General features: G+C 71.9%; 10 protein-coding genes. 3 read left to right on the top strand and 7 right to left on the bottom strand.

Going from position 1 to position 13,553, the window contains the following annotated elements; all coding sequences use genetic code 11:
* Positions 1–13: 13 nt before the first annotated feature.
* Genes hpaE through AC1DUE_RS14335 form a run of 4 tightly spaced genes read right to left on the bottom strand, consistent with a single transcriptional unit; the run spans position 14 to position 5,356 of the window.
* Entirely contained in the window at positions 14–1,513 is a 1,500-nt protein-coding gene (hpaE, locus tag AC1DUE_RS14350) for a 5-carboxymethyl-2-hydroxymuconate semialdehyde dehydrogenase (RefSeq protein WP_477040105.1), read from the bottom strand.
* On the bottom strand, positions 1,506–2,189 hold the full coding sequence (locus AC1DUE_RS14345; protein WP_477040104.1) for a GntR family transcriptional regulator: 684 nt from the start codon (positions 2,187–2,189) through the stop codon (positions 1,506–1,508). Before AC1DUE_RS14345 ends, hpaE begins: the two co-directional genes overlap by 8 nt.
* Positions 2,186–3,667 (bottom strand): fumarylacetoacetate hydrolase family protein, encoded by a 1,482-nt coding sequence (locus AC1DUE_RS14340; RefSeq protein WP_477040103.1) that lies wholly within the window; start codon positions 3,665–3,667, stop codon positions 2,186–2,188. Before AC1DUE_RS14340 ends, AC1DUE_RS14345 begins: the two co-directional genes overlap by 4 nt.
* Before the next feature lie 42 nt (positions 3,668–3,709).
* Positions 3,710–5,356: a thiamine pyrophosphate-binding protein gene (locus AC1DUE_RS14335; protein WP_477040102.1), complete on the bottom strand. Its 1,647-nt coding sequence runs from the start codon at positions 5,354–5,356 to the stop codon at positions 3,710–3,712.
* Positions 5,357–5,460: 104 nt separating this feature from the next.
* On the opposite strand from AC1DUE_RS14335, the gene AC1DUE_RS14330 reads away from it, so the two are divergent.
* The gene (locus AC1DUE_RS14330) at positions 5,461–7,356 is read left to right on the top strand and encodes an FAD-binding monooxygenase (RefSeq protein ID WP_477040101.1); all 1,896 of its coding nucleotides are present in this window, start codon (positions 5,461–5,463) and stop codon (positions 7,354–7,356) included.
* Between the two features lie 3 nt (positions 7,357–7,359).
* On the opposite strand, the gene AC1DUE_RS14325 is transcribed toward AC1DUE_RS14330, so the two are convergent.
* Positions 7,360–8,256 carry a phenylalanine 4-monooxygenase gene (locus AC1DUE_RS14325; RefSeq protein ID WP_477040100.1) on the bottom strand — a complete coding sequence of 299 codons (897 nt, stop codon included), beginning with the start codon at positions 8,254–8,256 and terminating at the stop codon, positions 7,360–7,362.
* 114 nt (positions 8,257–8,370) lie between these two features.
* Here AC1DUE_RS14325 and AC1DUE_RS14320 point away from each other — a divergent pair, with 114 nt between their 5' ends.
* Positions 8,371–8,859 carry a hypothetical protein gene (locus AC1DUE_RS14320; protein ID WP_477040099.1) on the top strand — a complete coding sequence of 163 codons (489 nt, stop codon included), beginning with the start codon at positions 8,371–8,373 and terminating at the stop codon, positions 8,857–8,859.
* A 170-nt stretch (positions 8,860–9,029) separates the two neighbouring features.
* Positions 9,030–9,689 (top strand): hypothetical protein, encoded by a 660-nt coding sequence (locus AC1DUE_RS14315; protein ID WP_477040098.1) that lies wholly within the window; start codon positions 9,030–9,032, stop codon positions 9,687–9,689.
* Between the two features lie 81 nt (positions 9,690–9,770).
* On the opposite strand, the gene AC1DUE_RS14310 is transcribed toward AC1DUE_RS14315, so the two are convergent.
* Positions 9,771–11,000 (bottom strand): PP2C family protein-serine/threonine phosphatase, encoded by a 1,230-nt coding sequence (locus tag AC1DUE_RS14310; protein ID WP_477040097.1) that lies wholly within the window; start codon positions 10,998–11,000, stop codon positions 9,771–9,773.
* 244 nt (positions 11,001–11,244) lie between these two features.
* Positions 11,245–13,494, bottom strand: coding sequence for a beta-glucosidase (locus AC1DUE_RS14305; RefSeq protein ID WP_477040096.1), 2,250 nt, complete (start codon positions 13,492–13,494; stop codon positions 11,245–11,247).
* Positions 13,495–13,553 lie beyond the last annotated feature (59 nt).

Genomic DNA, 13,553 nt, shown 5'->3' with positions numbered 1-13,553 from the left:
CGGGGTGCTCACGTCAGCGTCCTTTGCCGAAGGTCGGGTGGTGCGGCTCGCCCAGCGTCACGTGCACGGCCTGCTGGTGGGTGTAGAAGTCGATCGAGCGGTAGCCGCCCTCGTGGCCGAGCCCGGAGGCCTTGACCCCGCCGAACGGGGTCCGCAGGTCGCGGACGTTGTTGCTGTTGAGCCAGACCATCCCCGACTCGACCGCCTGGGCGAAGGTGTGCGCGCGGCGCAGGTCGTTCGTCCACACGTACGCCGCGAGCCCGTACCTCACGCCGTTGGCCAGCGCGAGCGCCTCCTCCTCGGTGTCGAACGGCGTGATGGCGACGACGGGGCCGAAGATCTCCTCCTGGAAGATCCGCGCGTCGGCCGGGACGTCGGCGAAGACCGTCGGCGCCACGTAGTTGCCGGTCGGGAATCCGTCGGGCCGACCGCCGCCGGCGACCAGACGCCCCTCGGCCCGGCCGATCTCGATGTAGCCCATGACCTTCTCGTAGTGCTCCGGGTGCACGAGGGCGCCGACCTCGGTGCTCGCCTCGTGCGGGGGACCGACGACGACGCGCTTGGCCTGGGCCGCGTAGCGCTCGACGAACTCGTCGTAGATCTCGCGCTGGACCAGGATCCGGCTGCCCGCCGTGCACCGCTCGCCGTTGAGCGAGAACACCCCGAAGATCGTCGCGTCGATCGCCGCCTCGAGGTCCGCGTCGGCGAAGACGACGGCGGGGGACTTGCCCCCGAGCTCCATCGAGAGGCCCTTGAGGTGCGGCGCCGCGTTGGCGAAGATGAGCTGCCCGGTCCGGCTCTCGCCCGTGAACGAGATGAGCGGGACGTCGGGGTGCTTGACCAGGGCGTCGCCCGCCTCCTCCCCGAGTCCGTGCACGAGGTTGAACACGCCCGTCGGCACGCCCGCCTCCTCGAAGATCCCGGCCCACAGGGACGCCGACAGCGGCGTGAACTCCGCAGGCTTGAGGACGACCGTGTTGCCGGTCGCCAGCGCGGGTCCGAGCTTCCACGACTCGAGCATGAACGGCGTGTTCCAGGGCGTGATGAGGCCGGCGACTCCGATCGGCTTGCGGTTGACGTAGTTGAGCTGCCGCCCGGGCACCTTGAACGCGTCGTCGGCCTGGGCGACGACGAGGTCGGCGAAGAACCGGAAGTTCTCCGCGGCCCGCCGGGCCTGGCCGAGCGCCTGGGTGATCGGCAGGCCGGAGTCGAAGCTCTCGAGCTCGGCCAGCCGGGCGTCGCGGGACTCGACGATGTCCGCGATCCGGTGCAGGACGCGCGAGCGCTCGCGGGGCAGCATCCGCGGCCAGGGACCGTTCTCGAACGCGTGCCGTGCCGCCGCGACGGCACGGTCGACGTCCGCGGCCTGACCCGCAGCGGCGTGCAGGTACGTCTCGTTCGACACCGGGTCGAGCACCCCGAACGTCCCGCCGTCCGCGGAGTCGGCGTGCTCGCCGCCGATGTAGTGCTGGAGGCGCGAGGGGAGGTCGGCGGGCAGGTGGGTCTCAGCCATGGGTGGCCTCTTCCAGTGCGGTCGTCACGTCAGGGTGCTCGTGGCTCAGGTACGCGGCGAGCGTGGCCGAGCGGTGCCGGCGGGCGGCACGCTCGATGTCGGCCAGCGGTGCGCCGGTCTCGATGAGGTCGACGATGGTCTCGTGCTCGCGCACGGACTCCTGCGCGCGGCCGGGCACGAAGCTGAACGTCGAGTCGCGCAGGTGGCCCAGCCGCACCCACTCGGCCTCGACGAGCGCGAGCATGCGCGGGTTCGGGCAGGCGGCGAAGAGCACCGCGTGGAACCGCTGGTTCAGCGAGGTGAACAACCGCGGGTCGAAGTCGTCGAGCGACTCGACCAGCCGGCGGTTGAGCTCGCGCGCGTGCCGCAGGTCGTCGGTGGTCAGGCGTCGGGCGGCGAGCGCGGTGGCCGATCCCTCGAGGATGGCGAGGGTCTCCATGCTGTGCCGGTACTGGGTGTCGTCGATCATCGACACCCGCGCCCCGACGTTCCGCTCGTACGTCACCAGGCCCTCCGCCTCGAGCCGACGGATCGCCTCGCGCACCGGCACGACGCTCATGTCGAGCTCGTCGGCGATCGAGCCGAGGACGAGCCGGTAGCCCGGCGCCAGCTCCTGGCGGGAGATCCGCTCCTTGAGCCAGAGGTAGGCCCGCTGCGACTTGCTCCGTTCGCTCACCGGTCGCGCCTTCGTGCGTCGAACCGCGCCTTCCACTGCGCGTTCATGGGGAAGAGGCCGTCGACCGGGTGACCGGCGGCGACCTGCTCGGCGATCCAGCCGTCCTCCTCCTCCTGGGCGAGGGTCGCGTCCACGACCTCCTCGACGAGGGCCGGGGGGATGACGACGACGCCGTCCCGGTCGCCGACCACGACGTCGCCGGGCTCGACGGTCGTCCCGCCGCAGGCGACCGCGACGTCGACGTCCCACGGCACGTGCCGACGACCGAGCACCGCGGGGTGCGCGCCGGCCGAGTAGACGGGGATGCCGACGGCGGCGACCGCGTCGACGTCGCGCACGCCACCGTCGGTGACGATGCCGGCGGCGCCGCGCACGTGGGCGCGCAGGGCGAGGATGTCGCCGAACGTCCCGGACCCGGTCTCGCCCCGCGCCTCGATGACGATCACCTCGCCCTCGCCGACGGCGTCGAAGGCGCGCTTCTGGGCGTTCTGCCCGCCGCCGTGGGTGGCGAAGAGATCCTCGCGGGCGGGCACGAACCGCAGGGTGCGTGCCGTGCCGACGAGCTTGGCTCCGGGGTGCATCGGCTGCACCCCGTCGATCGTGACGGCGTTCAGACCCCGCTTGCGCAGCTGTGCGCTGAGCCCGGCGACCGGCGCCCGCACCAGCTTCTCGCGCAGCTCCGGCGTGAGGCGGACGCGGACGGGCTCGGACGTCCCCGCTCCCCACGCTTCGGCGCGCTGCACGTCGTCGACGGCGGGCAACGACCCGAGCGCGCCGTCGAACGGGTGCGCGCCCTGGGTGACGGTCGTGACGAGTCGGCCCGAGGTCGGCGCCCCAGCCGCGTCCGGCGCGTCCACCTCGACCTCGACCACGTCGCCGGGGACGACCACCGACGAGCCCGCCGGGGTGCCCGTCAGGATGATGTCGCCGGGCTCGAGCGTGAGGTGCTGCGAGAGGTCGGCCACCAGCTGCTCGAGGGGGAACAGCAGGCCCGCGGTCGTGTCGTCCTGGCGCGGCTCGCCGTTGACCCACGTCCGCAGCCGCAGCGCACCGGGGTCGACGGCCCGGGCGTCCAGGAGGCCGGGACCGACCGGGGTGAACCCGTCGCCGCCCTTGGACCGGACGTTCGAGCCCCGGTCGTTCGCGCGCAGGTCGTACAGCCCGAGGTCGTTCGCCGCCGTGACCCAGGCGACGTGGTCCCACGCGCGCTCGAGCGGGACGCGTCGTGCCGTGGTGCCGACGACGAGCGCGATCTCTCCCTCGAAGGCCAGCAGCTCGGTGCCGAGCGGACGTTCGACGGTGCCACCGGAGGCGGCCACGGAGCTCGACGGCTTGAAGAAGTACGAGGGGTGGGTCGGGCGGCGGCCGCGCTGGTCGGCACGCGAGGCGTAGCTGAGGTGGATCGCGACGATCTTGCCCGGGCGGCCGGGAAGCGCGGAGAACCTGGCGTCCGCGCCGCCGTTGGTGTCGTGGGTCATGGCTCCCTCGTCTGGTGGTGAGATGTCGGTCGTCCGCCGGCCTCAGCCGCTCGCCCGGGTGATCTCCTCCCAGAACGGTGCGACCACCGACCCGGAGATCCGCAGGTCCAGGAGCAGGAACGGGCGTTCGTCGGCCGGTCGGGCGCGCCACGTGGTGAGCGCCTCGAGGTCCTCCACCGACCGGACGGCCACGCCCTGCGCACCGAGCGCGGTGGCCACTCCGGCGAAGTCGACGTCCGGGATGAGCATCGGCTCGCGCGCCAGACCCTTGCGACCGTAGAGGTGCATCTCCGCGCTGTACGCCCCGTCGTTCCACACGACCGCGATCCCGTGCCCGGCCGCGACCCGCACCGCCGACTCCAGGTCGGACAGGGCCATGAGCCCGCCGCCGTCCCCGGTCGTCAGCACCACCGTGGCCTCGGGCCGGGCGAGCGCCGCGCCCACCATGCTGGGGAAGCCGAGCCCGATCGCCTGGAACGCGGTGCCGACCATCACCATCCGGTCCGGCGCGGTCACCGGCCAGTACATGTTCGACCAGCCCAGGAAGTGCCCGCCGTCCGAGACGACCACCCGGTCCTCGGGCAGCAGCTCCCCGAGGCGCGCCGCCGCGGTGCGGGGGTCGAGCCGGCCGTCCGGGGCGGTCCCGTCGCCGGGCTCGTGCCGGCGCGCAGCGGCCAGGTCGACGGACTCGCGCCATCCGCTGGGTTCGGCGTCCGCGAGCTGGTCGAGGATCGCCTCCGCGACGACCGTGGCGTCCCCGCGGACGTACCCACCCACGTGCGGGTGGGTCGCGGCGGGTGCGACGTCGACCTGGAAGACCCGGCACCCCGGCGCGAAGAGGTCCCCGAACCGCATCGTGAACTGGTTGAGCGAGGCGCCCACCACGAGCGCGACGTCGGCCTCGCGGACCAGCGCCATGGCCTCCTGTGCGCCGAACCCGCCGGAGACGCCGAGGTCGAACTCGGTCCGGGGGAAGACCCCGCGCCCCAGCGCCGTCGTGGTCGTCAGCGCGCCTGTGGCGTCGGCGATCGCGCCGAGGGCCTCGCCCGCACCGGCCGCCCAGGCACCGCGTCCCGCCAGGAGCAGCGGGCGCCGTGCAGCGGCGAGGGCGAGGGCGATCGCCCGCACGACTCCGACGGCGAACTCCCCGCGCACGGCGAGCGGCGGGGGAAGGCGGGGGACCGGCGTCTCGGGCACCGGGCCGGTGTCCAGGGTCGCGACGTCGTAGGGGATCGCGAGCACCGTCGGCACCCGGTAGGTCAGCGCGTGCTCGACCGCGATGACGGTCGTGGCGGCGGCGTCGGTGCGGCCCACGGTGTACGTGCGGGCGCCGACGGCCGAGGCCATCGCGATCTGGTCGACGTCCCAGGGGCGGGGCCCGGAGGTCGGCTCGTCGCCGACGACGAGGACGAGCGGCACGTGGGCCTGCACCGCCTCGGCGAGGGCGGTGAGCGTGTTGGTGAACCCGGCGCCGTAGGTCGTCGTCGCGGCGGCGAGCCGGCCGGAGGTCCGGTGGAACGCGTCGGCCGCGACGACGGCGCCGGCCTCGTGCCGCACGGGGACGAAGTCCGCGTCGGTCTGGCAGGTCAGGGCGTCGAGGAAGTAGGCGTTGCCGTTGCCCATCACCCCGAACACGTGGTCGACGTGCGCGGCCAGCGTGATCGCGACGTGCGCGGAAACCGTCGGCATCTGAGCAGGGCCTCCCGGACCAGGTCGACCGCAGCGGCATCGATGCGGTTCGAGGAGATAATATACGATCGGTCCCACCTCGACATCGACGTCAGAGGAGTCGCATGCAGTTCCACGACCACGGTTACGTCTCCGGCGACCCGCGCGTCCAGCCCGCGGCCGGCGTCGGCCTCGACCGGCCCGACGAGCTTCCCGACGAGGTGGACGTCCTCGTCGTCGGCACCGGTCCGGCCGGAATGATCACGGCCGCGCAGCTGTCGCAGTTCCCGGGCATCACCACGCGGATCGTCGACCGGCGCGAGGGACGGCTGGCGATCGGCCAGGCGGACGGGATCCAGCCGCGCAGTGTCGAGACGTTCCAGGCCTTCGGGTTCGCCGGACGGATCGCCGAGGAGTCCTACCGGGTCATGGAGGTCTGCTTCTGGCACCCGGACCCGGACGACCCCACCCGGATCGTCCGCGGTGAGCGCACGCCCGACGACCCGTCCGGGATCAGCGAGTTCCCGCACCTCTATGTCAACCAGGCCCGCGTGCTCGACTACTTCGCCGAGTTCATGGCGAACGCCCCGACGCGGATGGCGCCCGACTACGGCTACGAGTTCCGTGACCTCGAGATCGCCGACGGCGGCGACCACCCGGTCACCGTGCACCTCGCGCGCACCTGCGGCCCGGACGTCGGGCAGGAGAAGGTCGTCCGCGCGAGGTACGTGGTCGGCGCCGACGGCGCGCACAGCGGCGTCCGGCGGTCCATCGGCTGCACGGCGGTGGGCGGCTCCGCGGCCCATGCCTGGGGCGTCATGGACGTCCTCGCCGTGACCGACTTCCCGGACATCCGCCGCAAGTGCGCGATCCAGTCCGGCTCCGGCGGCAGCATCCTGCTCATCCCGCGCGAGGGCGGGCAACTGTTCCGGATGTACGTAGACCTCGGCGAGGCCCGGGCCGACAACCACGACGCGCTGCGCGGCACGACCGTCGAGCAGATCGTCGCCCACGCGAACGCGATCCTGAGCCCGTACTCGCTCGACGTGAAGAACGTCGCCTGGCACAGCGTCTACGAGGTCGGCCACCGGGTCACCGACCGGTTCGACGACGTCCCTCTCGACCAGATCGGCGTGCGCGCCCCGCGTGTGTTCATCGAGGGCGACGCCTGCCACACGCACAGTGCGAAGGCCGGCCAGGGCATGAACGTCTCGATGCAGGACGGCTTCAACCTCGGCTGGAAGCTCGGCTACGTCCTGTCCGGCCGCAGTCCGCAGAGCCTGTTGGCCACCTACTCGGCCGAGCGCCAGGTCATCGCGCAGAACCTCATCGACTTCGACAAGCAGTGGTCGTCGCTCATGGCGAAGAAGCCCGAGGAGTTCTCCAACCGGGCCGAGCTCGCGGACTTCTACGTGCAGACCACCGAGTTCCTCTTCGGGTTCATGACGCAGTACCCGCCGTCGATGCTCGTCGCCGAGCCCGCCCACCAGGACCTGGCCACCGGGTTCCCCGTCGGGAAGCGGTTCAAGTCCGCCCCGGTCGTGCGCGTCGCCGACTCCAACCCCCGGCACCTCGGGCACGAGCACCGCGCCGACGGCCGCTGGCGCGTCTACGCCTTCGCCGACGCGGACGCCTCCGCGCTGGCGACGTGGTCCGACTGGATGGCGGCCTCACCCGACTCCCCAGTGGTCGCGCACACGGGCGAGGGGGAGGAGGTCGACGCCGTCCTGGACCTCAAGGTGGTCTACCAGCAGCGGCACGACGCGGTCGACGTCGCGGAGGTGCCGGAGCTCTTCCGCCCGCGCACCGGGCCGTTCGGGCTGGTCGACCACGAGTTGGTGTTCGCGACCCACCCGGACGAGGACATCTTCGAGCTGCGGGGCATCGACCGCGCCGGCTGCGTCGTCGTCGTGCGGCCCGACCAGTACGTCGCGGCGGTCCTGCCGCTGCACGCCACGGACGAGCTCGCGGCGTTCTTCCGGCAGCACCTGCTCGTGCGGGACCGGCAGCCGGTCGCGTAGAGGTCAGCGGCTGACCGCGGCCTCGCGGGCGAGCCGGGCCGGCGTCTCGTCGTCGAACTCCGCGAAGAATCCGCCCACCCGGTCGGTGAGCTCGCCCATGCCGTCGCACGCGAACAGGATCGGCTGGTAGTGCGAGATGTCGTACTCCAGGGTGGCCATCGCGTGGAAGTCGACGGGACGCACGTCCGCGCCGCGGAACTCCTCGATCTCGCCGTACGAGGAGAGCAGACCTGCGCCGTACGCGCGCAGCTCGCCGGCCTCGTACATCACGCCGAACTCGATGGTGAACCAGAAGACGTCCGCCACGTACTGCAGCCCCTCGGGCGTCTGGCACCGTCGCGCGGCCTCGCCCGCGCGGCGCTTCACGTCCGCGATCGCGGGGTTCGCGAGCAGGTTGCAGTGCCCCACCACCTCGTGGAGGATGTCCGGCTCCGGCGTGTAGAGCGGTTGCGACGGGTGCCGCAGGTACTGGGTGGAGTGGAAGATCCCGTCGGCCAGCGATCCGTAGAACACGTCGAGCGGGACGAGCCCGGCGGCCGGGTGCAGCCGGAAGCCGCTGAGCGGCTCGAGCCCGTCGCTGACCTCGTCGAGCTGAGGCACGCGGTCGCTCGGGAGGGCGAGGGCTTCCTTGCCCTCCAGGAAGCCGCGGATGGCGAGCCGCTCGTGCTTGGGCGCGAGCTCGCGGCACACGGTCGCCCAGATCTCGTTCTCCGAGTCGGTGTACTCCACGCGCGGCACGGGGTCGCCCGGCCGCCACGCGAGTGCCGGGGCGGCGATCTCGTTGCGACGACGGCGGTACTCCTCGTCGTTCGCACCGGGGTGGTCGTCCGCCAGGTGCACGGTGGCCTTGCCGTCCTTGTCGGCGGTGACAGGGGCGTACAGCTGACCTTCTTCGAACATGGCTCCGTTGTACGCCGAAAACAGGGGCGACGCATCCTCCGTGAACCCGGAGCCACCCGGTCTCGTGTCAACAGGTGTCGGGCCTGTCCCGGGCCCGCGGAGAAAGGGTTGACGATGAAGACGATCCTGAGGCGCGCAGCGATGGCGGGGGCGGTCGTGGCGACTGTCGGGCTGCTGGGGGCTCCCGCGGCCTTCGCCGACGGCGGGCACGGAGGTGGTGGCGGGCGGACGATCCTGACCGCGGAGGTCGCCGGCAGCCTGACGACCGACCCGGTGCTGTTCGGGGCGGTCACGCCCGGCGGTGCCGACTGGGTGATCGGCGACGGCGACGTCAAGCTGCGCCACGACGGCCGGCTGGACGTCAAGGTCGAGGGCCTCGTCCTGACGTCGACCGGCGCGAACCCCGTCACGACGGTCTCGGCCAGCGTGGCGTGCAACGGCGCGGTCGTCGCGACGACGGCCGCCGTGCCGTTCTCGCCCACGGGTGACGTCCGGATCCGGGCCACGGTCGCCCTGCCGCAGCGGTGCATCGCACCGGTCGTGCTGCTCAACCCGCGCGGCAACCCGGCGGTCTACATCGGCGTGACCGGCACCGAGGGGTGAGGTCGGCCCGGTCCGCGGTCCCGTCGGCTCCGACCGCGGACCGGGCAGTCGCACGCAGCGCCACTCGCGCCGGTTCACGGACTCCTCGTGTTCCTCGGCCGGCGGGCTCATGTTGGGCGCCCGAAGGGTCGATGGAGTGGAGAGGTCGAGGGCGACCAAGGAGCGGAGCCATGGCACTGACGTTCGACGCAACGCCACCCCACGCGCGCTCGAACGCGGATGCCAGCCCCGCGAAGCTGCGCGACGAGATCAGCCGACTCTCGCAGCGGCTGGTGCGCGCTCGGGAGTCCTACAACCAGGACTTCGTCGGCGGCGAACCCGAGGTGCCGCTCGACGACCAGCTGGCCGTGATCGAGAGCTACCGGGCCAGGCTGGAGATCGTGACCGCACAGCTACGCGAGCACGAGGGCCCGGGCGGTCCGGTGACCGCGGTGCCTGAGCAGCCGTCCCCGGCCCGCGCGTCGGCGCCGCCCGAGCCACAGACGCCGCCCGTCCAGGCCCGTGCGCACGAGGTCCCGCAGCCGTCGGCGCCGGCGTCAGTCGGGCCCCGCCCGACCGGCACCGGGATCGCGAACCCGGACGGGACCCCACTTCTCGCCGACGGCGGCACCGTCCTGCGCACCGAGGACGCCGCTGTGGGCGAGTACGTCCGCCACGTCGCCGACCAGCGCTGGCTGACGACGACCGGTCGCTCGGCCGGCGACGAGTTCGACGCGATCTGCTCCGACATCCTCGCGGCCCTCGCGCACAAGCACGGCGTGACGCTCGAGGACGAGCGCCAGCTGCTCGCCCGCCAGGTCGACGCTCGGTACCGCCGCGACTACGGGTGACGCCCGCGTTACGCACCAGGTCGACAGTCTCCGCCGGCCGTTCCGTGATGCAGGGCCTCGGCGAGCGCGAACCGACCCAGCTCAACGGGCCGTCGGCTCGAGCGACTCCTGGCCCTGGGACGTCCACTGGATCAGCAGGATCGTCGCGTCGTCCTGAAGGACGCCGTTCTGGTGGTCCAGGATCCGGCGGCCGACCCGGCGCACGATCTCGGGCAGCGGCACCCCGTCCGCCGCCTCGCGCTCGATGAAGTCGACGAGCCTGTCGAGTCCGAAGAACCGTCCCTCGGTGTCGCGCGCCTCCGTGATCCCGTCCGTGTAGAGCACGAGCACGTCATCCGGTTCCAGCCACTCCTCGGCGACGGTGACCTCTCGGGTGTCGAGTCCCAGGAGCGGTCGGCGACCGGAGGACAGCGTCTTGACGACGCGGCCTCGGCGCAGGAGCAGCGGTGGAGCATGACCGGCCGCGATGTAGCGCAGCTCGCCGGTGTCGAGCGCGAGGGTTCCCAGCACGCCGGTGGCGTAGGTGCTCCCGGCGAACTCGTCGCTGACCGCGCGGTGGATCGCTTCGGTCTGCTGGAGCAGACCGTGCCCGTGGCGCCGCGAGTTGCGGTAGGCGGCGAGGGCGGTCGCTGCGGCGAGCCCCGAGTGCAGGTCGTGACCTGTGGCGTCCAGGATCGCGAACTGCGCCTGGGCGTTCGACAGCGCGTAGTCGAACACGTCGCCGCCCACGTGGGACGACGGTTCCAGACGGCCGCTGACGACGACCTTGTCGGTGCCCGACGTCAAGGGCGGGAGCAGCTGCCAGATCAGCTCGGCGGACACCGTCCGCGGCGCCTGGCGCCGGACCTCGTCGACCGCGTCGCCGTACTCGTCGAGGATCGTGACGAGGTGTCCGAGGAGGTGCGCGAACGACCACAGGTCACGCAGGAACGCGTCGTCCCCGAGCCGCTCCTCGTCCGGCACGACCACCTGCAGGACGCCGAGCCGTTCGACCCCGTCGATGATCGGCATCCAGATCACCGGACCTTCGGCCGCCACCGTGGTCTGCACGGTCAGCAGGCGGTAGGCGCGACCAGCGAGGGTGGCGTCGATGCCGAGCGTGTCGGGGCGTGCTCGGCCCGCCGCGACCATCGGGACGAGCACCGTGTTGCTGTAGTCCGCGAGGTACGTCACCGCCGACGCGCGCAGGTGCGCGACACCCGCCTCGACCGCGTCTGGCAGCGCGTCGGGTGCAGCCAGGTGCGTCCGGTGCAGGAGCGTGAGCAGCGCGTCGAGCGCTGCGCGCCTCTGGTCGTCCGATCGTGCGGCCATGTCGCCTCCCGCTCCGATCGGGGAGTGGGCCTCCCGGGCACCTCGCCCTTCGAGCCGAACGGCGACTACCCCGACGGTAGCCGGGGCACGGGCCAGCCGTCGTCGTCCGTGTCCAGCGGGATTCGGACTGGAGCCGGCTCCGCCGAGCACGACGCGCACTCCGTGGCCCTCGAAGGGACGTGCGAGTCGTGTGGCTGACGCCCGCCCCGATCGGACACGGGGCGGGCGTCAGGATGTGGCGGACCTATCCGACCGTGAAGGTCCCGGTCACAGAGGCGGTCGCGGCCGACGGACCGACCTGGACGGTGTAGGTGCCGGGTGCGATCGTCCAGGCGTGGCTGGCCGTGTCGTAGTACGACAGCGGCAGGTCCGCCGCCTGCGGATCGATGGTGACCGTCGCCTTCTCGCCGCGCCCGACCTTGGGCGACACCTTGGCGTACCCGACGAGCCGCTTCGGCTCACCCGTCGCGGAGGGAAGCGTCAGGTAGACCTGGGCTGTCTCCGTACCGAGCTTCGGACCGGTGTTGGTCACCAGGAAGGTGACGTCGATCGGCTTCTTGCCGTTCGTCTTGCCCGTGACCTTGAGGTTGTTGTAGGCGAAGCCGGTGTAGGACAGGCCGTACCCGAACGGGAACAGAGGCGTGATGTTCTTCGCCGTGTACCACTTGTAGCCGACGAGCAGCCCCTCGCTGAAGCTGACCTGTCGGATCTCGGTGCTGCCTGTGGGGCGGGTCGTGCTGCCGTTGGCGAACGTGCCGGGGTATTGCTGCGGGGTGTTCGTCGGGGTGTCCGCGAGCGACTTCGGGAACGTCATGGGGAGTCGGCCCACGAAGTTGTCGTCGCCGTAGAGCAGGCGGGCGATCGCCGTGCCCTGCTGCTCGCCCGGGTACCAGGCCTCGAAGACGGCCTTGACGCTGCCGAGCCAGGGCATCGGGGTCGCCGTGCCGGTCTCGAGGATCGCCACCGTCCTGGGGTTCGCGGCGGCGACCGCGGCGATGAGCGCGTCGCCGTTGTTGTCCAGGTCCAGCGTCGTGCGGTCGGCGAACTCGCCCTGCTTGGAGTAGCCGAAGACGATCGCGACGTCCGCGGCGGCTGCCGTCGCGGCGGCGCTGGTGAGGTCGGCTCCGTTGTCGAAGGTGACGGTCGCTCCGACCTGTGCAGCGCGTGCCGTGATCGCGTCGAGCGGTGCCACGGGGTTCGGGCACGGGTTGCCGCTGCCGCCGAAGGGACCTGAGGCCTGGGCGCAGACGCTGCCAGCGCTGATCCCGTTGGTCGGGGTGTTCGAGGCGGTCGGGCCGATGATCGCGATCTTCGTGGTCGATGCGGTCAGGGGGAGGACGTTGCCGTCGTTCTTGAGCAGCACCGAGCTCTCGGAGGCGATCTGAGCGGCGAGCGCCTTGTGGGCGTCCGTCGACGAGCTGGTCGAGGGGACGTCCGGGAGCGGGTGGTCGAACAGCCCGTTCGCGATGTACGCCCGCACGACGCGGAACGCGGCACCGTCGATCTGCGCCATCGTCACGGAACCGTTGTCGAGCGCGGCGCCGATGTTGGCCGGCGTGTAGAACCGCGGGCGGTTCAGCTCCTGGTCCAGCCCGGCAGCCAGCGATGGTGCAGTGCTGTGCACGGCACCGAAGTCGGACACCACGTAGCCCTGGTAGCCGGTGTCGCCCTTGAGGAGGTTGTTCAAGACGGGGTTCTCGCACGCGAAGACGCCGTTGATCTGGTTGTACGAGCACATGATCCCGCCAGGGTTCGACTTGTCGATCAGAATCTTGAACGGCAGGTTGTACACCTCGCGCAGCGTGCGGCCGTCGACGTTCGACGAGCTCGTCTGCCGGTCCAGCTCCTGCTCGTTGGCGACGTAGTGCTTGACCACGGCCATGACGGGCTGGCTCGGGTTGCCCTTCTGGATGCCGTTGATGGTGGCCGCGGCCATGTTCCCCGAGAGCAGGGAGTCCTCGCCCAGATACTCCGGGGTCCGGCCGGAGAGAGGGGTCCTTCCCGAGGCGACGCCCGGGCCGAGGATGACGTTCTTCCCGGAGCGGAAGGCCTCGTCCGCCTGCGCGACGCCCTTGTCGTAGGCGAGCTGCTCGTCGAACGTGGCGGCCAGACCGATCTGGTCGGGGAAGACCGTGACGCCGGTCGACCCCCGCACGTAGTCGGGGCCGTCGGTGTAGACGACCTTCGGCGTGCATGCCACCTGGGCCGGGTAGGTCACGCCGTTGAACGTGGTCTGTGCCGGGCTGTTGGCGGCCTGCTCGTCCAGCCAGCGCAGCTTCTGGTCGAGCGTGCTGGCCTTCAGCAGGAGGTTCGCCCGCTGGTCGGCGGTCTTGCTGGTGTCCATCCAGGGGCAGGCCGCGTTGGCCGGCGCGGCTTGCGCCGACACAGCCAGGGGGACGCCGACCGCGAGGGGTACCAGGACCGCGAGCGACGACGCGAAGGCGATCGACCGGCGTGAGCCGGGCAACCGGAGGCGGGGCAACGAGACGTGCATCGGTTCTCCTCATTGAGAGACGGATACGACAAGGTCCGTGCGCAAGTCCGCTCCAACCC

This window comes from Cellulomonas sp. P4_A2, assembly GCF_056402515.1.
Note: the sequence above shows the minus strand (reverse complement) of the source record. Positions and strands in the feature narration are given on the sequence as shown.

Coding starts and splice junctions, on each gene's coding strand:
- AC1DUE_RS14320 (WP_477040099.1), top strand. CDS start 8,371: ATGAAGACGATCCTGAGGCGCGCAGCGATGGCGGGGGCGGTCGTGGCG.
- AC1DUE_RS14335 (WP_477040102.1), bottom strand. CDS start 5,356: ATGCCGACGGTTTCCGCGCACGTCGCGATCACGCTGGCCGCGCACGTC.
- AC1DUE_RS14325 (WP_477040100.1), bottom strand. CDS start 8,256: ATGTTCGAAGAAGGTCAGCTGTACGCCCCTGTCACCGCCGACAAGGAC.
- hpaE (WP_477040105.1), bottom strand. CDS start 1,513: ATGGCTGAGACCCACCTGCCCGCCGACCTCCCCTCGCGCCTCCAGCAC.
- AC1DUE_RS14305 (WP_477040096.1), bottom strand. CDS start 13,494: ATGCACGTCTCGTTGCCCCGCCTCCGGTTGCCCGGCTCACGCCGGTCG.
- AC1DUE_RS14310 (WP_477040097.1), bottom strand. CDS start 11,000: ATGGCCGCACGATCGGACGACCAGAGGCGCGCAGCGCTCGACGCGCTG.
- AC1DUE_RS14330 (WP_477040101.1), top strand. CDS start 5,461: ATGCAGTTCCACGACCACGGTTACGTCTCCGGCGACCCGCGCGTCCAG.
- AC1DUE_RS14315 (WP_477040098.1), top strand. CDS start 9,030: ATGGCACTGACGTTCGACGCAACGCCACCCCACGCGCGCTCGAACGCG.
- AC1DUE_RS14340 (WP_477040103.1), bottom strand. CDS start 3,667: ATGACCCACGACACCAACGGCGGCGCGGACGCCAGGTTCTCCGCGCTT.